General features: G+C 48.1%; 20 protein-coding genes. 10 read left to right on the top strand and 10 right to left on the bottom strand.

Annotation, left to right across the window (positions count from 1 at the left end; translation table 11 throughout):
• Window positions 1-48 precede the first annotated feature (48 nt).
• Both shuU and RGV86_RS13915 read left to right on the top strand, forming a co-directional pair.
• Window positions 49-1041: a heme ABC transporter permease ShuU/ChuU gene (gene shuU, locus RGV86_RS13920; protein WP_000910410.1), complete on the top strand. Its 993-nt coding sequence runs from the start codon at window positions 49-51 to the stop codon at window positions 1039-1041.
• Window positions 1038-1808: a heme ABC transporter ATP-binding protein gene (locus RGV86_RS13915; RefSeq protein ID WP_085461369.1), complete on the top strand. Its 771-nt coding sequence runs from the start codon at window positions 1038-1040 to the stop codon at window positions 1806-1808. Before shuU ends, RGV86_RS13915 begins: the two co-directional genes overlap by 4 nt.
• Before the next feature lie 51 nt (window positions 1809-1859).
• Here the strand turns inward: RGV86_RS13915 and RGV86_RS13910 are convergent, their stop codons facing one another.
• The 3 genes from RGV86_RS13910 to hdeA all read right to left on the bottom strand — a co-directional run bounded on the left by RGV86_RS13910 (window position 1860) and on the right by hdeA (window position 3346).
• Window positions 1860-2507, bottom strand: a complete 648-nt coding sequence (locus RGV86_RS13910) for an MgtC/SapB family protein (RefSeq protein WP_024212629.1) — start codon at window positions 2505-2507, stop codon at window positions 1860-1862.
• Window positions 2508-2570: 63 nt separating this feature from the next.
• A complete protein-coding gene (hdeB, locus tag RGV86_RS13905; RefSeq protein WP_016158878.1) occupies window positions 2571-2897 on the bottom strand; it encodes an acid-activated periplasmic chaperone HdeB in 327 nt (108 codons plus the stop codon).
• A 116-nt stretch (window positions 2898-3013) separates the two neighbouring features.
• Complete coding sequence (gene hdeA / locus RGV86_RS13900; RefSeq protein ID WP_000756548.1) at window positions 3014-3346, bottom strand: acid-activated periplasmic chaperone HdeA; 333 nt, start codon at window positions 3344-3346, stop codon at window positions 3014-3016.
• A 254-nt stretch (window positions 3347-3600) separates the two neighbouring features.
• On the opposite strand from hdeA, the gene hdeD reads away from it, so the two are divergent.
• From hdeD to mdtF, 4 genes are all read left to right on the top strand, one after another.
• Window positions 3601-4170 (top strand): acid-resistance protein HdeD, encoded by a 570-nt coding sequence (gene hdeD, locus RGV86_RS13895; RefSeq protein WP_085461370.1) that lies wholly within the window; start codon window positions 3601-3603, stop codon window positions 4168-4170.
• A 732-nt stretch (window positions 4171-4902) separates the two neighbouring features.
• The gene (gadE, locus tag RGV86_RS13890) at window positions 4903-5430 is read left to right on the top strand and encodes an acid resistance transcriptional activator GadE (RefSeq protein WP_000576683.1); all 528 of its coding nucleotides are present in this window, start codon (window positions 4903-4905) and stop codon (window positions 5428-5430) included.
• 411 nt (window positions 5431-5841) lie between these two features.
• Window positions 5842-6951, top strand: coding sequence for a multidrug transporter subunit MdtE (gene mdtE / locus RGV86_RS13880; protein ID WP_307723225.1), 1110 nt, complete (start codon window positions 5842-5844; stop codon window positions 6949-6951).
• Between the two features lie 24 nt (window positions 6952-6975).
• Window positions 6976-10089: a multidrug efflux pump RND permease MdtF gene (mdtF, locus tag RGV86_RS13875; protein ID WP_085461372.1), complete on the top strand. Its 3114-nt coding sequence runs from the start codon at window positions 6976-6978 to the stop codon at window positions 10087-10089.
• A gap of 364 nt (window positions 10090-10453) precedes the next feature.
• Here mdtF and gadW read toward each other — a convergent pair whose 3' ends face one another.
• The 4 genes from gadW to ccp all read right to left on the bottom strand — a co-directional run bounded on the left by gadW (window position 10454) and on the right by ccp (window position 15741).
• Window positions 10454-11182, bottom strand: coding sequence for an acid resistance transcriptional activator GadW (gene gadW, locus RGV86_RS13870; protein ID WP_000951545.1), 729 nt, complete (start codon window positions 11180-11182; stop codon window positions 10454-10456).
• 382 nt (window positions 11183-11564) lie between these two features.
• On the bottom strand, window positions 11565-12365 hold the full coding sequence (gene gadX / locus RGV86_RS13865; RefSeq protein ID WP_085461373.1) for a DNA-binding transcriptional regulator GadX: 801 nt from the start codon (window positions 12363-12365) through the stop codon (window positions 11565-11567).
• Window positions 12366-12733: 368 nt separating this feature from the next.
• Window positions 12734-14134, bottom strand: coding sequence for a glutamate decarboxylase (gene gad, locus RGV86_RS13860; RefSeq protein ID WP_137598393.1), 1401 nt, complete (start codon window positions 14132-14134; stop codon window positions 12734-12736).
• Window positions 14135-14343: 209 nt separating this feature from the next.
• On the bottom strand, window positions 14344-15741 hold the full coding sequence (gene ccp / locus RGV86_RS13855) for a cytochrome c peroxidase (RefSeq protein ID WP_000784808.1): 1398 nt from the start codon (window positions 15739-15741) through the stop codon (window positions 14344-14346).
• Between the two features lie 404 nt (window positions 15742-16145).
• Here ccp and RGV86_RS13850 point away from each other — a divergent pair, with 404 nt between their 5' ends.
• Complete coding sequence (locus tag RGV86_RS13850) at window positions 16146-17795, top strand: alpha,alpha-trehalase (protein WP_000934236.1); 1650 nt, start codon at window positions 16146-16148, stop codon at window positions 17793-17795.
• Between the two features lie 51 nt (window positions 17796-17846).
• Here the strand turns inward: RGV86_RS13850 and RGV86_RS13845 are convergent, their stop codons facing one another.
• Complete coding sequence (locus RGV86_RS13845; protein WP_001165764.1) at window positions 17847-18449, bottom strand: helix-turn-helix transcriptional regulator; 603 nt, start codon at window positions 18447-18449, stop codon at window positions 17847-17849.
• Between the two features lie 517 nt (window positions 18450-18966).
• On the opposite strand from RGV86_RS13845, the gene RGV86_RS13840 reads away from it, so the two are divergent.
• The 3 genes from RGV86_RS13840 (at window position 18967) to RGV86_RS13830 (ending at window position 22644) form a co-directional block, all read left to right on the top strand.
• Window positions 18967-19866 carry a LysR family transcriptional regulator gene (locus tag RGV86_RS13840; protein WP_085461374.1) on the top strand — a complete coding sequence of 300 codons (900 nt, stop codon included), beginning with the start codon at window positions 18967-18969 and terminating at the stop codon, window positions 19864-19866.
• 48 nt (window positions 19867-19914) lie between these two features.
• Entirely contained in the window at window positions 19915-20928 is a 1014-nt protein-coding gene (gene yhjD / locus RGV86_RS13835; protein ID WP_000191243.1) for an inner membrane protein YhjD, read from the top strand.
• Window positions 20929-21321: 393 nt separating this feature from the next.
• Window positions 21322-22644 carry an MFS transporter gene (locus RGV86_RS13830; RefSeq protein ID WP_001149026.1) on the top strand — a complete coding sequence of 441 codons (1323 nt, stop codon included), beginning with the start codon at window positions 21322-21324 and terminating at the stop codon, window positions 22642-22644.
• Between the two features lie 235 nt (window positions 22645-22879).
• Here RGV86_RS13830 and RGV86_RS13825 read toward each other — a convergent pair whose 3' ends face one another.
• Window positions 22880-24940 carry an AsmA family protein gene (locus tag RGV86_RS13825; RefSeq protein ID WP_085461375.1) on the bottom strand — a complete coding sequence of 687 codons (2061 nt, stop codon included), beginning with the start codon at window positions 24938-24940 and terminating at the stop codon, window positions 22880-22882.
• Window positions 24941-25009: 69 nt separating this feature from the next.
• Window positions 25010-25777 (bottom strand): cyclic-guanylate-specific phosphodiesterase, encoded by a 768-nt coding sequence (gene pdeH / locus RGV86_RS13820; RefSeq protein ID WP_000621120.1) that lies wholly within the window; start codon window positions 25775-25777, stop codon window positions 25010-25012.
• Window positions 25778-25953: the final 176 nt, after the last annotated feature.

The raw sequence follows: 25953 nt of genomic DNA, 5'->3' as shown, positions 1-25953 counted from the left end.
CCTCCCGGCGCGGAATATCCGCGCCGTAATGTCGTAATGGAGTTTTGCGTGCTCAAGGATTCATTGTCTTCCGCCAGTGTCTTTATGGGGCTATCACTCTTATTGCTTGCCCTGGTGCTGTTCGGCGCCAGTCAGGGAGCGTTAAAGATCAGTTTTGATGCCCTTTTTGATGAGGAATACCGCGATATCTGGCTAAATATTCGCCTGCCTCGCGTTTTACTGGCAGTACTGGTAGGCGCAGCGTTGGCAACCGCCGGGGTGATTATGCAGGGGCTTTTTCGCAACCCCATGGCTGACCCTGGATTACTCGGCGTCAGTAGCGGTTCGGCATTAATGGTTGGCGTTGCTATTGTGCTGCCCTTTTCCTTCCCGGTGATGCTGGTGCTCTATGAGCAAATGGTATTTGCCATCGCCGGTAGTTTAGTGGTCTGCACCATCATTTTTCTCATCACGCAGCGCCATCGCGATGGCAGCATGATGCAATTGTTACTGGCCGGGATCGCCATCAACGCCCTGTGCGGTGCGGCGATTGGCGTACTGAGCTATATCGGCGATGAACAGCAGCTACGACAACTCACACTGTGGATGATGGGCAATCTTGGACAGGCGCAATGGCCGACGTTATTGGTCGCCAGTTCATTCATTCTGCCAGCCATTATCGCGACAACCTGTCTCGCCGGAACGCTAAATTTGCTGCAACTTGGTGATGAAGAAGCCCACTACCTCGGCGTGAACGTTAAACGTAAACGCCAGCAATTACTGTTGATTAGCTCACTGCTTGTTGGCGCTGCCGTATCGGTAAGCGGAATTATCGGTTTTATAGGCCTGGTGATCCCACATCTGATTCGCATGACGACCGGGGCAAATCACCGCTGGTTAATCCCTTGTTCCGCCCTCGCCGGCGCCTGTTTATTGCTGATGGCAGACACACTTGCCCGCACGCTAGTACAGCCAGCAGAAATGCCCGTGGGATTATTAACCAGCCTGCTTGGCGGCCCTTATTTTATGTGGTTGATTCTGCGCAACCGGAGGATCACATGATCAGCGCCCAGAACCTGGTTTATAGCCTTCAGGGGCGGCGTCTGACTGACAATGTCTCGCTGACTTTTCCCGGTGGGGAAATTGTTGCCATTCTCGGCCCTAATGGTGCGGGAAAATCTACGCTGCTTCGCCAGTTAACCGGCTATCTTCAACCTGATAGCGGCGAATGTCGGTTGTTTAATAAGCCATTAAATGAATGGTCGATTACTGAACTGGCGAAACACCGGGCCGTGATGCGTCAAAATAGCCACATGGCGTTTCCATTCAGCGTACAAGAAGTTATCCAGATGGGGCGGCATCCGCATCGTACTGGTAATCAGGATAATGAAACAGCACAAATAATGGCGTTATGTGACTGTCAGGCGTTAGCAAACCGCGACTATCGGCAATTATCCGGTGGTGAACAACAGCGCGTGCAATTAGCGCGCCTGCTGGTGCAACTCTGGGAACCTACTCCCTCACCGAAATGGTTATTTCTTGATGAACCAACTTCGGCGCTGGATATTCACCATCAGCAGCACTTGTTCCGTTTATTACGCCAGTTAGTTCACGAACGGCAGTTCAATGTTTGCTGCGTATTGCACGATCTAAATCTTGCCGCGCGTTATGCAGACCGTGTTGTATTAATGCAAAAAGGAAAGGTTATCGCAAATGGTAAACCACAGGACGTATTGACACAGCAGGCGCTGACAATGCTCTACGGCGCGGATATTACCGTACTTAAAGATCCTGCCAACCATTCACCAATGATCGTCCTCGATCATTAAAAGCAACAGGAGTACCGCACTGGTACTCCTGCGAATAAATAACTATACAGATTAGCTAATTGAAACGCCTTTCACCCCTGCCATACCTTTTAATAATCGCAACAGATCTTCTATCGACGTTGTGGCATGAAGCTGGATATCAATGGCGACCACTTCATGATCTTCATTTTCCTGCAACGAAACTAAATCAGTTTTTATTTTTTGCTGCTTAAACCAGTCGAGCATTGATACCGTATTACCGTTCACTAATGTCAGCTGTAAATGGTAATTTTTGTTCATCAGGCGGAAGGTTAATTGATGGAAGACTTCCAGCACCAGCAAGGTCATCACGGAACCGTAAATCCCCAGTTCATACATGCCGCTACCAATCACCATACCGATGGCTGCCGTTACCCAAATATCAGCAGCGGTCGTTAAACCGACAATATTTTGATTGCGAACGAGGATGTTCCCCGCACCGATAAATCCGACGCCAGTGACGACCTGAGCGGCAATACGGCTGGGATCAAGACCGACATGATCCAACGCCAGCACATCAGCAAAACCATATTTCGACACAATCATGAACAGCGCGCTGCCCATACCAATCAAGACATGTGTGCGTAACCCGGCTCCTTTGCCGCGCATTTGCCTTTCCATGCCAATAGCACCACAAGCAATTGCGGTCAGGATCAAACGAATAATAAATTCGGTAGTCATATAAAAACGCAAAAAGGAGCAGCAAGATGGCTCGGCTTGCTACTCCTTTTTGCTTTATTCCTGTTAATTCGGCAGGACATTTGCCAATTTATCTTTAAAGGTATACAAATTTTTCTGCGGATTTTTCTTACAATATTCAATCACTTTAGGAATCTGAGTCAGGTCGGTTTCATTTAAGGTTACAGTATCACCACCTTTATAAACCGTTTCTTCATGCAGCATCCACCATGCAACAGGTGTCATCGCTTTCGGATTCAGGTCAATAAATTCCTGACAAGTCATATCTTTAGCAGATTCATTAGCCGCCAGCGCAGATTGCGCATTAACCAGTGACAGTGCCGCTACAGCGCCAACGAAAACAATGGCTTTACGTAGAGATGCAATATTCATTTTACAACCCATTCAATAAATAATTGATATATGAACAGGAGGATTACCTACTTTATAAGCAAGATATTCCGGCCTGTTCAATATTTAAGGAAATACGATGTAACGCATTCCCGTAATTACATATCTTTCTTAATTTTGTCCCATTCGCCTTTAACTTTATCTTTAAAGCTGGCTTTTTTATCCTGGGTACAAGCCTGAACGATCGCAGGGGTTACGGTTGCAATACCCTGAACATCTAAAACCGCATCTTCCGGTTTGTCTTTATTATTCAGAGCCTCAGCAAAACCGACAGCAGTCGGCTGGAAGGATTCGTCTACAGCCAGGAAGTCTTCACAGGTCCAGGAGTTGACAGGTTTTTTATTGTCAGCTGCTTTTTGCGCATCGGCTGCATTGCTCACTACAGGCAGAAGAAGCAGACCACCAAGAATAACGCCTAATACTTTTTTCATCGTAATATCCTCAACTATAAAGTGAAAGAGCCGTCACGAATCAATTTCGACATTGAGGTTATAACCTGGTTTTCTGGGTATGTCATGTTGAGACAAAATATCAAAATCAGATATTTTTATTATAATACAATAGGTTACATGGTCATCACGCACAGTAATTAGGAAATTTTTATTAAATCAACTGCATTCTCAGATGCATTTTTGGCATAGATTGATAGCAGGGGTTTTCCTTCTTAAATTTATAGGGTGGTTCTATGTTATATATAGATAAGGCAACAATTTTGAAGTTTGATCTGGATATGCTTAAGAAGCATCGTAGAGCGATCCAGTTTATTGCTGTACTGCTATTCATCGTCGGTTTACTGTGTATCAGTTTCCCGTTTGTTTCTGGTGATATTCTAAGCACGGTAGTTGGCGTATTATTAGTCTGCTCTGGTATTGCACTTATTGTTGGATTATTCAGCAACCGCAGTCATAATTTCTGGCCTGTATTATCGGGGTTCCTTGTGGCAGTAGCCTATTTATTGATCGGCTATTTCTTTATCCGTGCACCGGAACTAGGGATTTTCGCCATTGCAGCGTTTATTGCGGGTCTGTTCTGCGTCGCAGGGGTTATTCGCCTGATGAGCTGGTATCGTCAGCGTTCAATGAAAGGTAGCTGGCTACAACTCGTTATTGGTGTGCTGGATATCGTCATTGCCTGGATATTCCTTGGCGCAACACCAATGGTTTCTGTGACATTGGTATCTACCCTGGTAGGGATCGAACTCATATTTAGCGCCGCCAGCCTGTTCAGTTTTGCTAGTTTGTTCGTTAAAAAATAATAAATAGCCGACGTATCTCCGCTCTATTTTTTAGCCTGCCTCATAGTTACGCACAATGATTATGAGGCAGCTAACACCTACACCACCGCATGGCTACCTTGATAAAACACGTACTATCATTGAAATAAATCGCGCACAGCGATTAAATCAACTATCTGAAATTTTTGTTTTTTTTATTTATTTCACGGCGAATTAGCCATTTCAAACATTATCATGGCTGATATTTTTCGTTGTCAGGTTTAATGTTTTAGAAGTGCTGTGAGAAAGTGAACTGAAGGTTCCATAAACATCGATGCTATGGGTAGATAAACAAATATTCCAGAGTTTATTTTTTCACTATCAATGCACTAAAAGAAAGCTGGCAATCCAATTGCCAGCTTAAATAGAAACAAGGAGACTCAATATTTAAATCGGATTACGCTTTAACTTTAGTAATATTCTTCAGAGATCACAAATGGATTATTTATAACTTATTCTTGGGTAGAAGTCCGCAGCGTGTTAATGTTTTGTTTATTAATTACAAATCAATAACAACCAGGAATCTTACCTAGGATCAATATATGGACCAGATGATGGCTAAATCTGAAGTTTTGATTAGTGTTAATAGACGTATTAGTTCACGAAGGGCAAGGTTCTTATAGGCGTTTACTATATTGAACACCATATTCGGACATGGATGTAAATAATGAAAGGGACAACATGTTCGAAACGATAACGGCTAAGGAGCAAGTTATGATTTTTCTCATGACGAAGGATTCTTTTCTTTTACAGGGCTTTTTGCAGTTGAAAGATAATCACGAAATGATAAAAATCAATTCCCTGTCAGAGCTCAAAAGCATAGGCAACAAACCATTCAAGGTGATCATTGATACCTATCATAATCATATCCTTGATGAAGAAGCTATTAAGTTTCTTGAGAAATTAGATGCCGAAAGAATCATTGTTCTGGCACCTTATCACATCAGTAAACTGAAAAGTCAGTCGCCTATTTATTTTATCAGCCGCAAAGAAAGTATTAAAAACCTGATTGATATTACTTATGGAAAACACTTACCCCATAAGAATTCTCAATTATGTTTCTCGCATAATCAATTCAAAATTATGCAACTGATTCTGAAAAACAAAAATGAAAGTAATATCACATCAACACTGAATATTTCGCAGCAAACGTTAAAGATCCAGAAATTCAATATCATGTACAAGCTGAAACTGAGACGTATGAGCGACATCGTGACTCTGGGAATTTCTTCTTATTTTTAATAAGGAGCCGATGTGACCCAGCGATAATTGTCTGAAATTAATGGCTGGCATGACGAGGGATGCAAATGCTGACTCCATTACTCCCGGTGATAGCCCAAGGAGAAGCGAAAACGAACTTATTCCCCTGGTTTATGTATCCACCAGTAGAAACCTTCGTTGCCCGGATGCAGACAGAGACTGTCGGCAGAACGGCAACATTTTTTTTGCCATTAACGTCACAATATTGGTCACTCTGCCTACATGCTTCCTCGCTGGCTTACAACCTCATGACTTGCATTATGCCGCTGGTCTGTAAATCCCTCATACCTCACCCCACGCGTAATTCAAAGAACCGTTATTTCTCACGAGTTTTCAGGGACTAAAATGAACAGAAAAAGAATACTGTTAATACCGTTGTTATTCTGCGGCGCGATGCTCACCGCCTGCGATGACAAATCGACGGAAAATGCCGCCGCCATGACACCTGAAGTGAGTGTGGTGACACTCTCTCCCGGTTCGGTCAATGTGATGAGCGAACTGCCCGGCAGAACAGTTCCTTATGAAGTTGCGGAGATACGTCCCCAGGTGGGCGGCATTATCATTAAACGCAACTTTATCGAAGGCGATAAAGTTAACCAGGGCGACTCGCTGTATCAGATTGATCCTGCCCCCTTACAGGCAGAGCTGAACTCTGCCAAAGGTTCGCTGGCGAAAGCTCTCTCCACCGCCAGCAATGCCCGCATCACCTTTAACCGCCAGGCATCGTTGCTGAAGACCAACTACGTTAGCCGTCAGGATTACGACACCGCGCGCACCCAACTGAATGAGGCAGAAGCCAATGTCACCGTCGCCAAAGCGGCTGTTGAGCAGGCGACGATCAATCTGCAATACGCGAATGTCACCTCGCCGATTACGGGCGTCAGCGGAAAATCGTCGGTAACCGTCGGCGCATTAGTTACTGCTAATCAAGCTGATTCCCTGGTCACTGTGCAGCGTCTGGATCCGATTTATGTCGATCTCACGCAGTCGGTGCAGGATTTTTTGCGCATGAAAGAGGAAGTCGCCAGTGGGCAGATCAAGCAGGTTCAGGGCAGTACGCCTGTGCAGCTTAATCTGGAAAATGGCAAGCGTTACAGCCAGACCGGCACGCTGAAATTTTCCGACCCGACAGTAGATGAAACCACGGGTTCCGTCACGTTGCGCGCGATCTTCCCCAATCCAAAGGGTGACTTACTGCCAGGCATGTACGTCACAGCGTTAGTGGATGAAGGTAGTCGCCAGAATGTGTTACTGGTGCCGCAGGAAGGCGTTACTCACAACGCTCAGGGTAAAGCGACGGCACTCATTCTGGATAAAGACGATGTCGTGCAGTTACGCGAAATTAACGCTACCAAAGCTATCGGAAATCAGTGGGTTGTTACCTCTGGTTTGCAAGCTGGCGATCGGGTGATCGTTTCCGGTTTGCAACGCATACATCCGGGTATCAAAGCACGCGCAATTTCCTCCAGCCAGGAAAACGCCAGCACCGAATCGAAACAATAACGTTGCAGGCTTAAGGGGACTTTCATGGCTAACTATTTTATTGATCGCCCGGTTTTTGCCTGGGTACTTGCCATTATTTTGATGCTCGCAGGCGGTCTGGCGATCATGAACTTACCGGTTGCGCAATATCCGCAGATTGCACCGCCAACCATCACCGTCAGCGCCACCTATCCGGGCGCTGATGCGCAAACAGTAGAAGACTCGGTCACTCAGGTGATTGAGCAAAATATGAATGGGCTTGATGGCCTGATGTATATGTCATCAACCAGCGATGCAGCAGGTAATGCATCCATCACCCTGACCTTTGAGACGGGAACATCACCCGATATCGCGCAGGTTCAGGTACAAAATAAACTGCAACTCGCCATGCCATCGCTCCCCGAAGCGGTACAGCAACAAGGAATTAGCGTCAATAAATCGAGCAGCAATATCCTGATGGTGGCGGCGTTTATCTCTGATAACGGCAGCCTCAACCAGTACGACATCGCGGACTATGTGGCGTCTAATATTAAAGACCCTCTAAGCCGTACCGCAGGCGTCGGTAGCGTACAGCTCTTTGGTTCAGAGTACGCCATGCGTATCTGGCTGGATCCGCAAAAACTCAATAAATACAATCTCGTTCCTTCTGATGTTATTTCCCAAATCAAAGTACAAAACAACCAGATTTCCGGCGGTCAACTGGGGGGGATGCCACAGGCGGCAGACCAGCAACTGAACGCCTCAATCATTGTGCAGACGCGTCTACAAACGCCGGAAGAATTTGGCAAAATCCTGCTAAAAGTTCAGCAAGATGGTTCGCAAGTATTGCTGCGCGACGTTGCTCGCGTCGAGCTGGGGGCGGAAGATTATTCCACCGTGGCGCGCTATAACGGCAAACCTGCTGCCGGTATCGCCATCAAACTGGCTACCGGGGCAAACGCGCTCGATACCTCGCGGGCAGTAAAAGCAGAAATCAACCGCTTATCAGCCTATTTCCCCGCCAGCCTGAAGACGGTTTATCCTTACGACACCACACCGTTTATCCAAATTTCAATTCAGGAAGTTTTCAAAACGCTGGTTGAGGCGATCATCCTCGTCTTCCTGGTCATGTACCTGTTTTTACAAAACATTCGCGCTACGATTATCCCGACTATCGCCGTGCCGGTGGTTATTCTCGGTACGTTCGCGATTTTGTCGGCGGTCGGTTTTACCATCAACACCCTCACCATGTTCGGGATGGTGTTAGCTATAGGGCTTCTGGTAGATGACGCCATCGTGGTGGTGGAAAACGTCGAGCGCGTGATAGCGGAAGATAAACTGCCGCCGCAGGAAGCGACGCATAAATCGATGGGGCAAATCCAGCGTGCGTTGGTCGGGATTGCCGTTGTTCTGTCCGCCGTGTTTATGCCAATGGCCTTTATGAGCGGCGCGACCGGGGAAATTTATCGCCAGTTCTCCATTACGCTGATTTCATCCATGTTGCTTTCGGTGTTTGTGGCGATGAGCCTGACCCCGGCACTTTGCGCCACCATTCTGAAAGCCGCACCGGAAGGTGGTCACAAACCGAACGCCTTGTTCGAACGCTTCAACCATCTGTTTGAAAAATCGACTCAGCACTATACCGACAGCACCCGCTCACTGCTGCGTTGCACTGGTCGTTACATGGTGGTTTACCTGCTGATTTGTGCGGGGATGGCGGTGCTGTTCCTGCGTACACCGACCTCTTTCTTACCGGAAGAGGATCAGGGGGTCTTTATGACCACCGCGCAGTTACCGTCAGGTTCCACCATGGTTAACACCACGAAAGTGCTGCAACAGGTGACAGATTACTATCTGACAAAAGAGAAAAATAATGTCCAGTCGGTGTTTACCGTTGGCGGCTTTGGCTTCAGCGGTCAGGGGCAAAACAACGGTCTGGCGTTTATCAGCCTCAAGCCGTGGTCTGAACGTGTCGGCGAGGAAAACTCAGTGACCGCAATCATTCAGCGGGCAATGGTGGCTCTGAGCAGTATCAATAAAGCGATGATTTTCCCGTTCAACTTACCTGCGGTAGCGGAGCTGGGTACAGCATCAGGTTTTGATATGGAACTACTGGACAACGGCAACCTGGGGCACGAAAAGCTGACCCAGGCGAGAAACGAGTTGTTGTCGCTGGCAGCACAATCACCCGATCAGGTAACAGCGGTTCGCCCGAACGGCCTGGAAGATACACCGATGTTCAAAGTGAACGTCAACGCCGCGAAAGCCGAAGCGATGGGCGTGGAACTGTCTGATATCAACCAGACCCTCTCTACCGCCTTCGGCAGTAGCTACGTCAATGACTTCCTCAATCAGGGGCGTGTGAAAAAAGTGTATGTCCAGGCAGGAACGCCGTTCCGTATGCTGCCGGACAACATCAACCAATGGTATGTACGCAACGCCTCTGGCACGATGGCGCCGCTTTCTGCCTATTCTTCAACAGAATGGACCTACGGTTCGCCGCGACTGGAACGTTACAACGGCATTCCGTCGATGGAGATTTTAGGGGAAGCCGCTGCAGGGAAAAGTACCGGTGACGCAATGAAATTTATGGCGGATCTGGTCGCTAAACTTCCGGCGGGCGTCGGCTACTCCTGGACCGGGTTGTCATATCAGGAAGCGTTATCATCCAACCAGGCACCCGCACTGTATGCCATTTCACTGGTCGTGGTGTTCCTCGCCCTCGCCGCGCTGTATGAAAGCTGGTCAATTCCGTTCTCGGTGATGTTAGTTGTACCGTTGGGTGTCATTGGTGCATTACTGGCAACTGACCTGCGCGGCTTAAGCAATGACGTCTACTTCCAGGTCGGGTTGCTGACCACTATCGGGCTTTCCGCCAAGAACGCCATCCTGATCGTCGAATTTGCGGTTGAGATGATGCAGAAAGAAGGCAAAACACCGGTAGAAGCGATTATCGAAGCGGCGCGGATGCGTTTACGCCCAATCCTCATGACCTCTCTGGCCTTTATTCTCGGCGTACTGCCGCTGGTTATCAGTCATGGCGCAGGTTCCGGCGCACAAAACGCGGTAGGTACAGGCGTTATGGGGGGGATGTTTGCAGCAACTGTGCTGGCAATTTACTTCGTTCCCGTCTTTTTTGTCGTTGTGGAACATCTCTTTGCCCGCTTTAAAAAAGCGTAACGTATGAATGAGAGTAAGGTTGAACATGAGCGTTCAGCCTTACTCTTTCCTCGCAACCACTCACTACTCAACAACCAGCTAATCGTGAGGAATACCAGACTTAACAAACAGCAGTGAAAGTAGAAACCACTCCAGCCATTGGTCATCAATTTGAACAGCACAATACAGACCAGCATTCCCGTAATTATATGAATTGTTAGCTTAATAATCCCAAACATGCCGCGTCTTTTCCTCCTGAAAATACTAATACCCGTTTGCGAACTGCCAAAGAGAACTTGCCGTTGGTTCCGGCAGAGATAATCAGGAAAGATTTTTACATGCAGCGAGTATGAGATCCTGACCAATACCCAAATGAGATATGCAATCAGGAGAAGGTTCCCGGCGAATGCTGTGCAAACTGATGTGGTGTGACGCCATAATATTGTCGAAATGTATTTATAAAGTACGACGTACTGCTATACCCACATTTTTCAGCAATGGTATGTAGAGGAACTTGCCGTAACTCAAGTAGTCTTCTGGCCATCGACATCCTCGAGGCGAGTAATATTTTACTGAAGCAAGTATTTTCTTCCTGCAACTTTTTTTTGATTAAGCTCTCACTGGTATACATTGTTTCTGCGATATCACGCAGATACCAACGCCTGGCTATATCAAAGCTAATAATACGTTCAACTTTCCCCGATACAGTGCTGATACTGTTAAAAAGTAAAGGGATAAGCTCTTTCTTATGAGAAAACATTGATAAGCAGGAAAGATAGAGCATATTGCTCAATATAGGAGAATTTACAGCGGATTTAGCAAAACTATCAAAAATCGCTATCACCAGAGGCATTGGCGGTTCTGGGTTAATTAATAAACGATTTTTGTTATGTAGCCCCAAATTATGTGGTGCCTGACGAATATTTTGTAAGTAATGACAAACCGTCAGCTCATCGATATCCAAACGTCGCGTATCATGTGAACAAAACGAAAAATCGTCTGCCAAATTTTTCTCCAGTAGTAGAATACTCGCTTTGTTCAACGATATTTTTTGTTGTTCATGATAAATATCAAACGAACGGCAGGCGAGGATCACCGAGCAAACATGAGCCATGACTATCCCTTATATTCCATTACTGCGATTATTTCAATTTCAGTATACTGATGAAATGATGCCTGACTGTTCTTCAGGACTAAAACTGCCATATTTAGTAGGATCATACTTTACCTATTACGCAAATTTGCATAACAGTTAATTAGAAATAAGTAAATACAATAATAATATATTTTTAAAAATCGTATAGCCTATGTTTATAAAAATTTGGCTGATCTTATCTCCAGCAAACGTTATATTTAACTTACTGAGAGCACAAAAGTTTCCCGTGCCAACAGGGAGTGTTATAACGGTTTATTAGTCTGGAGACGGCAGACTATCCTCTTCCCGGTCCCCTATGCCGGGTTTTTTTTATGTTCGGGCAGACGTTGTAATCTTATTCTTACAGCCGAACTCTAAAATTTTCTTCTGTAACAAGTCTTGTCATTGAGTCGCCATTGAACTTTCCTTGTGCTATTTGTTCCTGATACTCTGTGGGTGTCATCCCATAATAATTTCGAAAAACGTAAATAAAATATGACATGCTGTTATAGCCACAGGACATTGCCACGCGTTTTATTGGAATACCAGGCATTACAACAAGTTGTAATGCACGCTGCATTCTACATGCGGTGAGCAGTTGTGAATAAGACGTATCTTCTTCACGCAATTTTTTCTTTAACAGACTCTGACTCATCAGTAACTCGTTGGCGATCTGTGATAATGTCCATTGATGAGCGATATTATTGTTGATAACTGTACAAACTCGCGTGCGCGTATTGGGATGTAATATGTTCACCAGTAGCGGTATAAACTGCTCATCCTCAAGAAAAACGGACAATAATGCAAATATTAATGCTCTTTTGCGCAATACCTCACCATAGCGGAGATTAGTTTGCTGCGAGAGTTGCATAACTTCCTGAAAAAATGGAATTTCTCTGGCACAGTGGTGAATAATTAACGAAGGTACTTTTTTATGAGTATGAAAATTTAACGCATCCTCCTTGAGAATCTGGAGGAATAATGAAAGCGTTTCCTTCGTGACAAATACTATATTTTCTAAGGAATTAGAAACTAAAACATGATTTGCATCCGCGCAGACCAAATCACCGCCATTAAAATAGCGACATTCACCATCAGCCATGGTGAGAATATATTTATGTCTTGCGTACGCAATGAGACAAGTGCCATGTTGTGATTGCATAGTTGACTTAATATAACATAAACATATTACTGTTTATTAATGTAGCACGCATTATATCTAAGTCAAATTTACTGGCATATAAATTTAAACGAAGCGGTGAGGAAAATGATAATGAGTGGAATAAATTACGCAGAATTATGGTGTTTATAATACAAAAAATGAATAGATAAAAATGCAAGATAATGAATACCAGGCGAATAATACCTTAAGGTGATATTTCACTTATATCATTATAATTTATAAACATTCATACATTATACAACTTAATAACAATATGAATATAAACCAATATTTCCGGGTTATATTCTGGTCGAACTCTCAGCCCCGGCTTGCTAGCCGGGGCTGAGATTCCTTATAGCATCCTGTTATCAGGTATGTTTAAAGCTGTTCTGCTGGGCAATACCCTGCAGTTTCGGGTGATCGCTGAGATATTTCAGGGAGGCTTTGTAGTCTTCCAGCAACAATTCAGCGAAGTCCATTTCGAAACCACGACGGCACATAATACGCATCACCACAATGTCGGTGGCTTCACCGCCGAGGGTAAAGGCCGGAACCTGCCAGCCGCGCAGACGCAGACGTTCAGAAAGGTCATACAGGGTGTATCCCGGATTTTCCCCGTCTTTCAGTTTGAAGCAAACCGCCGGAATACCTTCGTCCGGGCGACCTGTACAGATGAACTCATACGGTCCCAGTTTAGCGATTTCATCCGCCAGGTAAGTGGCGACCTGATAAGAGGCGTTTTGTACTTTGGTGTAACCCTCACGACCGAGGCGCAGAAATTCATAGTATTGCGCAATCACCTGACCGGCAGGGCGAGAGAAGTTGATGGCGAAAGTCCCGATTTGCCCGCCAAGATAGTCAACGTTGAACACCAGTTCTTTCGGCAGTGCTTCTTCATCACGCCAGATAACCCAGCCGCAGCCCAGCGGAGCCAGACCGAATTTATGGCCTGAAGCACTGATCGATTTCACGCGCGGCAGGCGGAAGTCCCAGACAATATCCGGAGCCACGAACGGTGCCAGGAAGCCACCGCTGGCGGCGTCGATGTGCATGTCGATGTCGATACCGGTGTCGGCCTGGAATTTATCCAGCGCATCGTGCAGCGGTTGCGGGAACTCATAGTTACCGGTGTAGGTCACACCAAAAGTCGGCACCACGCCGATGGTGTTTTCGTCGCAGGCTTCAATCATGCGTTTCGGATCCATGAACAACTGACCGGGGCGCATAGGGATCTCGCGCAGTTCCACATCCCAGTAGCGGGCAAATTTATGCCAGCAGATTTGCACCGGCCCGCACACCAGGTTGGGTTTATCGGTCGGTTTACCTGCGGCTTCCATTCGTTTGCGCCAACGCCATTTCATTGCCATCCCACCGAGCATACAGGCCTCGGAAGAACCAATGGTGTTGGTGCCAACGGCCTGACCGTTTTTCGGCGCAGGCGCGTGCCACAGGTCGGCAACCATGTTTACACAACGCAGGTCGATAGCTGCGGACTGCGGATATTCTTCTTTATCGATCCAGTTTTTGTTGATCGACAGATCCATCAGCTTATGAACATTTTCGTCGTCCCAGGTCTGGCAGAAAGTCGCCAGGTTCTGACGGGCGTTACCGTCGAGAAATAATTCATCATTGATAATCTGGAATGCGATGTCATCGCGCATTTCGTGCAGCGGAAAACGTTTAGATTCCGCGATAGTTGAAATTGCCTTTGCGCCAAAACGCGAGTCGAGTAGTTCTGAGCGGAAATCCGTTAACAACTTCTGGTCCATTTCGAACTCCTTAAATTTATTTGAAGGCAATAAAAAAGTAGGATTTATCTGGAATGGACGCAAGGCGTTACGGGTGTAATTTAAATAACAAAATCCTAAACAGAAAAAAGGCTTTTTATAATATAAACATTTAACATGATAATATTAAAAACAGACTTTATTATCGTAATAAAAATCGCCCAAACATTCCTGTCGGGCGATCGAATTAATTATTGTTTATCCTGCATATACGGTGTGTAAACTCCGTTCAGGCTGTGCAAGAAAGCCACGATATCATCCACATCCTCCTGCGGCAGCTCTTTACCGACCTGGTAGCGCAGCATCAGTTTCACCGCCCCGTCCAGCGTCGGCACATCACCGCGATGGAAGTACGGTGCCGTTAGCGCAACGTTACGCAAACCGGGTACTTTCTGACGCAGTTTATCGCGTTCTTCTTTAGTTACATTCATACGGCCAATATCTGCCGCCGTAATTTCACCAAAATTAAAGTCTTTTTTCAGACCCAGCGGTTCGAAGGAACGTCCACCGAGAATAATACCGCCATGACACGTTGCACACTTATTATCTTTAAATAATTGATAACCTTTTTTCTGCTGCGCCGTCAGCGCATTTTCATCACCACGCAACCATTTATCAAACGGTGAATCCGGCGTAATTAATGTTTTCTCAAATTCAGCAATTGCGTCAGTAATATTTTCACCACTGAAACCTTGCGGATAAACTTTGAGGAACTGCGCTTTCAGCACAGGATCTTTTTCCAACTTCGCAATGATTTCGTCCCAGGATTTGGACGCCATTTCAATCGGATTCAGCGGCGGCCCACCCGCCTGATCCTGCAATGTTGCCGCACGACCATCCCAGAACTGCTCAACGTTAAACACCGAGTTAAACACCGTCGGCGCATTAATCGGCCCGACCGCACCACCGACACCAATCGATGTTTTTCTGCCATCAACACCTCCCGCATTCAGCGCATGGCAATGAGCGCAAGAAATGGTGCTATCAGCCGATAAACGGGGATCGTGATACAGGGCAAACCCTAACGCCACTTTTTGCGCATCGGTAGGCAGTTTTTGCGGGATGGGCTGCACCGGTTCATTGCGATGCTCCGGCGCGGTGTCATTGCTGGCGTAATATTCCGCGCGCTGTTTTGCAATCCAGGCCAGTATTTCCGCCCGCTCTTCATCACTCACCTTACCCGCCCAGTGTAGCGCGGTATAACGCGTTGGTGGCATAGTTTCATACTGCATCACCCATTCAATCTTATTCAGATCGCTTTGCGAAATGGGTTTATCAGCCAACAGAGCCGCACGCACGGCCTCAAGATTAAAAGATTTATATCCGAGCTTAATGTCGTAATCCATCAACTGTTTCGCGCCAGGAATATAATAATAGGCGGGTAATTCTGCCGAAGGCGTATGGCAATAGTCGCATCCCTTTTCGCGGAGAAAGCCTAAAACCTTATTATTTTCACTGACAGCAGATGCCTGAACATCGGCCTGTTTACTGCGTTTATTATCGTGGTACCACACATAACCAGATAACCCTAAATAGCAAATCGCGACGCCAGCCAGGCCGATCGCGGTAATACGTGAGACCATTTTCATTATTCTTCCCTCACGGTAGTGAGTTATTGTGACCCAGAAAATTTTCCAGAATGCTGCAAACGTCTCTGCGAGACAAAGCCATCATAAAAAACAGGGAGATACGCTTTTTGATAGGAATCAATCAATTACATGAATATAAACTATCAATAAGATAGCCTGTGCCTATTACCCAGATCAGGAATGGCATATCATGATTACGGGGGAGACCATGATTGAATGTTCTGAAAATGAAAAACAACACGAAATCCGTATTTTTATAAATTCCATTGATATTAGCGCGTTATATTTTTTGTCCCATTAATAAACGTGATCCACCGCACGCTTCGTCGCCCATCGACCGGAGCGAATGACTACGCTTAAAGGAAAGCCGATAATTAGCGACGAATTTCGGAGGTCGGATCCTTATGCTCAATCAGAAAATTCAAAACCCTAATCCAGACGAACTGACGATCGAGGTCGATCTCTGTTATGAGCTGGACCCGTATGAATTAAAACTGGATGAGATGATCGAGGCAGAGCCAGAACCCGAAATGATTGAGGGGCTGCCAGCCTCTGACGCACTAACACCTGCTGACCGCTATCTCGAACTTTTCGAACATGTCCAGTCAGCAAAAATTTTCCCCGACAGTAAAACGTTTCCTGACTGCGCTCCCAAAATGGACCCGCTGGATATCTTAATCCGCTATCGTAAAGTGCGCCGTCATCGTGATTTCGATTTGCGCCGATTCGTTGAAAATCACTTCTGGTTACCGGAGATTTACTCCAGTGAATATGTATCGAACCCGCAAAACTCACTGAAAGAGCATATCGACCAGCTATGGCCGGTATTAACCCGCGAGCCACAGGATCACATCCCGTGGTCTTCTCTGCTGGCGCTGCCGCAGTCGTACATTGTTCCAGGGGGTCGTTTTAGCGAAACCTACTACTGGGATTCCTATTTCACCATGCTGGGGCTGGCGGAAAGCGGGCGTGAAGATTTGCTGAAATGCATGGCCGATAACTTCGCCTGGATGATCGAAAACTATGGGCACATCCCCAACGGCAACCGCACCTATTATTTGAGCCGCTCGCAGCCACCGGTGTTCGCGCTGATGGTGGAGCTGTTTGAAGAAGATGGTGTACGCGGCGCGCGCCGTTACCTTGAGCATCTTAAAATGGAATATGCCTTCTGGATGGACGGCGCAGAATCGCTGATCCCTAATCAGGCCTATCGCCATGTTGTGCGAATGCCCGACGGATCGCTGCTCAACCGTTACTGGGACGATCGCGACACGCCGCGTGACGAATCCTGGCTTGAAGACGTAGAAACCGCAAAACATTCTGGTCGCCCGCCCAACGAGGTGTACCGCGATTTACGCGCGGGCGCAGCTTCTGGCTGGGATTACTCTTCCCGTTGGCTGCGAGACGCGGGTCGCCTGGCGAGCATTCGTACCACTCAGTTCATCCCCATCGATCTTAATGCTTTCCTGTTTAAACTGGAGAGCGCCATCGCCAACATCTCGTCGCTGAAAGGCGATAAGGAGACGGAAACGCTGTTCCGCCAGAAAGCCAATGCCCGCCGCGATGCGGTAAACCATTATCTCTGGGATGATGAAAATGGTATCTACCGCGATTACGACTGGCGGCGCGAACAGCAGGCACTCTTTTCCGCTGCTGCCATTGTGCCGTTATATGTGGGCATGGCGAACCATGAACAGGCCGACCGTCTGGCAAATGCCGTGCGAAGCCGATTACTGACGCCGGGCGGGATTCTGGCAAGTGAGTATGAAACCGGTGAACAGTGGGATAAACCCAACGGCTGGGCACCGTTACAATGGATGGCGATTCAGGGATTTAAAATGTACGGTGATGACCATCTGGGTGATGAGATTGCGCGTAGCTGGCTGAAGACGGTGAATCAGTTCTATCTGGAACAGCACAAACTGATCGAGAAATACCATATTGCCGATGGTATCCCCCGCGAGGGCGGCGGGGGCGAATATCCATTGCAGGATGGCTTTGGCTGGACCAACGGTGTGGTACGCCGTTTAATTGGTTTATACGGCGAACCATAATATTTTTTACAGCCAGCCACTAACGTCCTACTGGCTGTAAAATTATCCTCTTCAGGAGGAGATATTTAACATCATCGCCGCCTGGGTACGGTTTTTCACTTCCAGACGGCGATAGAGCGATTCCAGGTGCGCTTTTACCGTTCCGGTGCTGATATTTAATGCCCGACCAATCTCTTTATTCGATTCGCCCGCCGCCAGCATGGTTAAAATTTCCCGCTGGCGGGCGCTTAACGATTTGAGATCTTTCGTATCCTTTTCCGGCGTGGTTCGCCAGTCACCGGGCAGAAACATCATTCCCATCGCCGCACTATTGACCGCCAACACAAACGTATCGATCGAAGAATCACGCGGTACAATCGCCATCACATTGAAATGAATAACCTCCTGCAACCATCGTTTGTTGCAATCCGAAGCCGTGATTAACACCTTAACCTCAGGAAATTGCACCACGGTTTTTTGCAACAACCAGTAGCAAAACTCCCCATCCTGATCGCCATCGAGCATAACTAAGGCTTCAGGGTAACTTTCCAGCTTTTGCCATAACTCGTCTGCCTGACCGACGCCCTGAATACCTACGCCTGGAATACGTTGCTGTAAACTGATTTTCATTCCATGAATAAATATTGACTGCCTGTCAAACATGATTATTTGCATTACTGAATCTCCACCTGAATACGTTAAAAAGACTTAAGTAGTGGAAGGGTATTACCCGAGAGACAAAATAAGAATTCGCCATTTGGCGGAGGCCATTCTACAGAGATGAAAGACAGAAAATAGTTACCGATATAAATAGTTACAGCTAACCGCCTGAAATTACATGTCGAGGGCACTATTTAAAAAAATCTTAAGGAATTCCTTATATTTTCGCGCCACGTTCCGGTTAACCAGGCCAATTCAGCGCACGCTTTAATAGCATCCATAGTTTAAGAAAGTGACTGGATTACGCACAAATACACAATGTTGTATGTCCGCATTTTATAAAACGAATCAAAATTTTGGCTTTGTGTTGGTTATTTCTCTATGCCGAGACGCGAATCCGCCTTTGATTCTCTAAAATCGCCTCACTTTCAACGTTGCATCGTTGTGAAATCATGCATTAGATGTTAGAAAAACAATAAATAATGCGATATACGCGTTACTGTTTCGCTGTGAACAACAATCGGTAAAAGAAATGGATAAAATTCACGCAATGCAGTTGTTCATCAAGGTTGCGGAGCTGGAGAGTTTTTCCCGCGCGGCGGATTTCTTTGCATTGCCAAAAGGAAGCGTTTCGCGCCAGATACAGGCACTGGAACATCAACTTGGCACCCAGCTTCTCCAGCGCACCACGCGACGGGTCAAACTCACGCCTGATGGCATGACCTATTACCAACGGGCAAAAGATGTGTTGAGTAATCTCAACGAACTGGACGGTTTATTTCAGCAGGGCGCCCCCAGCATCAGCGGTAAATTGCGCATCGATATCCCATCCGGGATGGCAAAAACCCTGCTACTGCCGCGTCTGCCCGAATTTCTCCATCAATATCCGGGAATTGAACTGGAATTAAGCAGCAATGACCGTCCGGTAGATATTCTTCATGATGGCTTTGATTGCGTAGTACGCACGGGAACGTTGCCCGACGATGGACTCATCACCCGTCCCCTCGGCAAACTGACGATGGTCAACTGCGCCAGTCCGCACTATCTGACGCGCTTTGGTTATCCGCAAAGTCCCGAGGACCTGACTTCGCACGCAGTAGTGCATTACACGCCACACCTGGGCGCGCATCCGTTGGGTTTTGAGGTTGCCAGTGTTAATGGCGTCCAGTGGTTTAAGTCCGGCGGCATGTTGACGGTAAACAGTAGAGAAAACTATCTTGCCGCCGGTCTGGCGGGACTGGGGATTATTCAGATCCCCCGCGTCACCGTACGCGAAGCCCTACGCGCCAGACAGCTTATCGAAGTGTTACCCAACTACCGCGCCGAACCACGTTCCATTTCTCTGGTTTACCCACAGCGTCGGGAGCTTTCCCGCCGTGTAAACCTGTTTATGCAGTGGCTGGCTGGTGTGATGAAAGAGTACCTGGACTGACCGACTATACTTTTTAAGAAAGACAACGACAGAAGGACTAAAGAGCGGATGACGCAGGAAAACGAGATTAAACGTCCCACTCAGGATCTGGAGCACGAGCCAATTAAGCATCTGGATAATAGCGATAAAGGCGGCAAAGTTAGCCAGGCGCTGGAAACCGTCACCACCACCGCCGAAAAAATCCAACGCCAACCGATCATCGCACACCTTATTCGCGCGACAGAACGCTTTAACGATCGGCTGGGTAACCAGTTTGGTGCGGCTATCACCTATTTCTCGTTTTTGTCGATGATCCCGATTTTGATGGTGTCGTTTGCCGCAGGGGGTTTTGTGCTGGCCTCCCATCCGATGCTGTTACAGGATATCTTCGATAAGATTCTGCAAAACATCAGCGATCCGACGCTTGCCGCCACGTTGAAAAACACCATCAACACTGCCGTTCAGCAGCGTACTACCGTAGGACTTGTCGGGTTAGCCGTGGCGCTATACTCCGGCATCAACTGGATGGGGAATTTACGTGAAGCAATTCGCGCCCAATCGCGCGATGTCTGGGAACGTTCGCCGCAAGATCAGGAGAAGTTCTGGGTAAAATATCTGCGTGACTTTATTTCGCTGATTGGTTTGTTGATTGCGCTGATTGTGACGCTTTCGATCACCTCGGTTGCCGGTTCTGCGCAACAAATGATTATTAGCGCGCTGCACCTTAATAGCATTGAGTGGCTGAAACCGACGTGGCGGTTGATTGGTCTGGCGATTTCTATCTTTGCCAACTATCTGCTTTTCTTCTGGATCTTCTGGCGCCTGCCGCGCCACCGTCCGCGTAGAAAGGCGCTGATTCGCGGGACATTCCTCGCAGCGATTGGTTTTGAAGTGATTAAAATCGTGATGACCTACACCCTGCCGTCGTTGATGAAATCCCCGTCTGGCGCAGCATTTGGTTCCGTGCTGGGGCTGATGGCGTTTTTCTACTTCTTTGCTCGTCTGACGCTGTTTTGTGCGGCGTGGATTGCCACCGCCGAGTACAAAGATGACCCGCGAATGCCGGGGAAAACGCAGCCTTAAAATATGCCGGATGCGGCGTAAACGCCTTATTCGGCCTGGCTCCCCGTAGGCCGGATAAAATGTGCCAGCATCGCATCCGGCTATAATGCGCACATAACCTCTTGAAACTCTTCCCCAGAGCCTCTTAAGCCATCTATTTAGGAGCAAACAATTTCATTCCAACTCATAACCCCAGCATATAAATCCAGTTGGTAACTTTTATTTAACCTAAAACCAGTTTTATTGACTATTTATGAAATTGTGTGAAGCATTTCATAGAAGAAAAATCACCAGCCTAAACATTATCCCCTTTTTGCCTGGTTTTTGACCATTTTCGCGATTTGTTACACATTGAAATATCACTTTTGCTGTGCGTAATATGGCTATTCGTTAGCCAAAAAATAAGAAAAGATTATGCAAGCAACAGCCACAACACTCGAAAATAACCAGGAATTCACGCCGGTAAACTCGCGTAATAAAGTCCTTGTCGCCTCTCTCATTGGCACGGCCATTGAGTTCTTCGACTTTTATATTTACGCCACAGCGGCCGTTATTGTGTTTCCGCATATCTTCTTCCCGCAGGGCGATCCTACGGCAGCAACGCTACAGTCGCTCGCCACCTTCGCCATTGCCTTCGTCGCGCGCCCCATCGGCTCTGCCGTATTTGGTCATTTTGGCGATCGCGTTGGACGTAAAGCGACGCTGGTCGCCTCGTTGCTAACGATGGGGATTTCGACAGTGGTGATTGGTCTGTTGCCGGGCTATGCCACGATTGGTATTTTCGCCCCGCTGCTGCTGGCGCTGGCTCGATTTGGTCAGGGGCTGGGTTTAGGCGGTGAATGGGGCGGCGCGGCGCTGCTGGCAACTGAAAACGCCCCGCCGCGCAAACGTGCATTGTACGGCTCCTTCCCGCAACTGGGCGCACCGATTGGCTTCTTCTTTGCCAACGGCACTTTCTTGCTGCTTTCCTGGCTACTGACCGACGAGCAGTTTATGAGCTGGGGCTGGCGCGTACCGTTTATCTTCTCGGCGGTGCTGGTGATTATCGGCCTGTATGTCCGCGTTTCACTGCATGAGTCGCCGGTGTTTGAGAAAGTCGCTAAAGCGAAAAAGCAGGTGAAAATCCCGCTGGGTACGCTGCTGACCAAACATGTTCGCGTAACCGTACTGGGTACGTTCATTATGCTGGCAACCTATACGCTGTTTTACATCATGACCGTCTACTCGATGACCTTTAGTACCGCCGCCGCGCCAGTTGGGCTTGGCCTGCCGCGTAACGAAGTATTGTGGATGCTGATGATGGCAGTGATTGGTTTTGGCGTGATGGTGCCAGTCGCCGGATTACTGGCTGATGCCTTTGGTCGCCGTAAAAGCATGGTAATCATCACGACGCTTATCATCCTGTTCGCGCTGTTCGCCTTTAACCCGTTGCTCGGTTCTGGCAACCCGATTCTGGTTTTTGCCTTCCTGCTGCTGGGGTTAAGTCTGATGGGGCTGACTTTCGGGCCGATGGGCGCGCTGTTGCCAGAACTGTTCCCGACGGAAGTGCGTTACACCGGAGCATCGTTCTCTTACAACGTATCGTCGATTCTTGGGGCTTCCGTTGCGCCGTATATCGCAGCCTGGTTGCAGACTAACTACGGGTTAGGCGCAGTGGGGTTATATCTGGCGGCGATGGCTGGCTTGACGTTAATTGCCTTGCTGCTGACGCATGAGACGCGGCATCAGTCGTTGTAAGTATCGTGCGGGCTGCCACCCTCACCCCAGCCCTCTCCCTGAAAGGGAGAGGGAGAAAAGCGGAGCGAGATGTTACATCGCGAACATAACAGCCCTCCCCCCCAGAAAGTGAACGGAAAAGCGGCACTCGTTATTTCAACACGCACAAAACAGTCCCCTCGCCCCTTTGGGGAGAGGGTTAGGGTGAGGGGAACACGCTGCTCCCGAATTCACCAGCAAATCTAATCCAACCCCATCACTTCTTCATCTGCGACAAAATCGTCCGACACTGATTAGCCTCCCCTTCTGAAGGTGAGATCAGCGCCAGTAACGCCGCCGCAGGCGTCACCAACGTTGCCAGTGCCGCCGCAACAGCGCCACGGGCAATCAACGGCCCGGCCTTCACACCAGCCTGCGGACTCTTAAACGTCCCACGCACATACAGCGGCGAACGCAGCGTGATAATACGAATCCCTTTGCTCTCCGGATCAATAGTCAAATCCAGTTGCTCCGAAGCAAAACTTGCCGTGCCGGTAACATTGATCAACGCATTCTCAGTATCGAAAGCAAAAATCTGCGGGCGTGCCACACCGTTGGCGATATCCAGATTCGCCGCCGCGCAGTTCACCCGCACCTCATCATCACCGAAAATCGCACCGACAATGTAGTTTCCGACGTTCAGCCCAACAATCTCCATCAGGTTGCGGCTCACCAGCCCGTCATTCATCAACAGTTTCAGGTTGCCGTTACTGTTGCCTAAAAGCGCCGCCACCGAGTTACCGCTACCGCGTAGTTCCGCGTCACCGTTCATTTCCCCCAGCGTTTTCTGCATCAGTTCTACATCCGGCATCAGCTCCTTCAGTTTCAGTCGACGAGCCTGTATATCCGCCCGCCCCTGCATCGGTTTTTTATCCCCTTCCAGATGAATATTCGCCGCAATGCTGCCGCCCGCCATGCCAAATATCAGCGGTTGCAGACGCAGGTCAGCGTTTTTGAGGATGATATGGGTAGAAAGAGAGCTAATCGGCAAACTGCTGCCATGTTCTATGCGCCGCCCTTTGAAACGAACATCAGCATCCATCGCATCCCATTTATCGGTTTCGAAGCGGTCATAAGGCAGCACTTTGCCCACAGGCTGAACGTTTTTCTCGCCCTTCTTCTGTTCAGAGCGTTTCGACTTTTCTACCCCTTCCCCGGAATCAACGCCAATCAATGGCCCCAAATCAGCCAGCCGCAACTGCCGTGACTCAACGTCACCTTCCAGTTTTGGTCGCGGCTTACCGGTGGTGTAGACCAGAGAACCGTGAATATCGCTATCGCCAATGCGCCCGTTAAAGCCGCGATAATCAAAGACCGACGATTTTTCAGTGTCGATTTTCGCTACCAGCCGACCATCCGTTTCAAACGGCGGGGTATCGGGCAGCAGAACGCCCGTCAGTTCATAGAGATCACCCAGCGAATCGCCGGAAAATTTAAGCCGTAAATCGACGCCGCCCATTTTCATTGGGTCATTCACGACGCCATCAAAAGCAACACGGGTATTACCGGAGCGAAAATCAGCCTGCACCGGAAAAGGTGTTCCTTCGCCACGCAGCGCCAGCATACCACCTATTTTTCCTGTACCCGTGAGCGGTTCGCCGTTATAGCGCCCCTGCGCTTTCAGGCCAAAAACGTAATCGCCTACCTTCTCTTTATCTGATTTACCTTTCGATCCAGTAACTTCGCTGAACGGCAACGGCTTACCTAACGGATCGACAAAAATTTCCAGATCTGCTTTGCTTGCTTTGTCATCAATAGCGATCCGCCCTTGATCGAACAGAATATTATCCAGACGGAACGACCACGCCGACGGCTTTGCATTCGCGTCTTTGTTGTCATCGTTGGCGAGATTAAACGTCCAGTTATTGTTCTTTTCTGAGAGGCGAATCAGGCGCGCGTCGGGCTTTTCCAGCTTGATCCAGGGCAGCCAGACCGTTTTAGTCAGCAACGCCAGCGGAGCCAGCGTCGCTTCTACGCGCGGTAAATGTACCATCGTCACTTCGGGAATATCCGGCGGGTTGCCGAGAATGATGTCTTGTGCGTGTACATGAGGCCACGGCACCCAGCTACGCCAGCCGGTTTCCTGCTTTTGCCGTTCCCACACAACGCCCAGATCGCCACGGATGGCGAAGGGGCGATTCAGTTCCGCAGAGACTTTCTGGTTGATGGTCGGTTTGAGACGGTTCCAGTCAAACGTTGCAATCAAAATGATCGCCACGACGATCAACAACAAGAAAGCCCCTGAAATCGCAGCGGTTATTTTGCCTGCTTTGCTCATAGTTCGCTTCCTCACATTCTTCCTGTGCCAGTCCTAAAGATAGTCCAGCCAGGCAGAAAATGAGGCGGCTTACAGAGCCAACGCCACCGAGTCCAGCGTTTCGATTGGTGCCGGACGTGAAAGAAACCAGCCTTGTGCGGCGAATGCGGGAGAATTTTGCACATCGCCCCACTCTTCCTCAGTCTCGATACCTTCGACGATCACCCCACGGCAGTAGCGGTTCATCAAATGCAAAAGCTGGGAAAAGAGCGTGCGACCTTCGGGCGACTGGCGCAACATCACAAACAGTTCGCGAGCGATTTTGATGTAGTCGTAACGCACTTCACTTAGCGCAGAGAAATTTGCCATCCCGGTGCCAAAATCATCCAGCCACAGTGGGCCAAATTCGCACATCGAGGCAAACGTTGAATCTTTCGGTAGACGGATGTGTTCCACCAGTTCGAAACGCAGCCAGGGAAGACGGTCAATCTGGCGCAAAATTTCCGGCTGCTGACGTAGGGCAAGAAGCGTAGGTCCATCAATATTAACCGATGCCAGCAGGCCGTGCTCAACGAAGAATGCAGCTTTTTTCGCCAGTAAATCAATCTGTTCTTTCACCACATCCATACGATGCCTGACGGTGATTTCGGCAAAATAACGATCTGGCGGCAGCCGTTGCGAGGGATTATCAGGATGCGTGACAATGGTTAAAAGCTCCACGGCCATCAATCGTCCGGAAGTCTGGTAAATCGGCTGCCAGGTATAAACGCGCTCACACTGCAACCAAAAACGCCGTTCCTGCAAGCTCTCGATGCTTGTTTCAGGGTTGCTTATTCGCTGGATAACCTGCCTTATCATCGAAGATGTCCTGTGTTTAAAAGTGATGCTGCCCGGACTCGACAAATATTATCGGCGCGCCACGGCAGAACTTTACCGCCAGAGAGAAGTTAATTTGCCCACACAACGACGGAATCTTCCAGGAATACGTTCTTGCTCAAAAAAATAATGGAACAGCGTTTTAATATAGTTGACCA

Origin of the sequence: Escherichia ruysiae (genome assembly GCF_031323975.1) — a bacterium.
GTDB lineage: Bacteria > Pseudomonadota > Gammaproteobacteria > Enterobacterales > Enterobacteriaceae > Escherichia > Escherichia ruysiae.
This window is presented reverse-complemented; position numbering and strand designations above follow the sequence as displayed.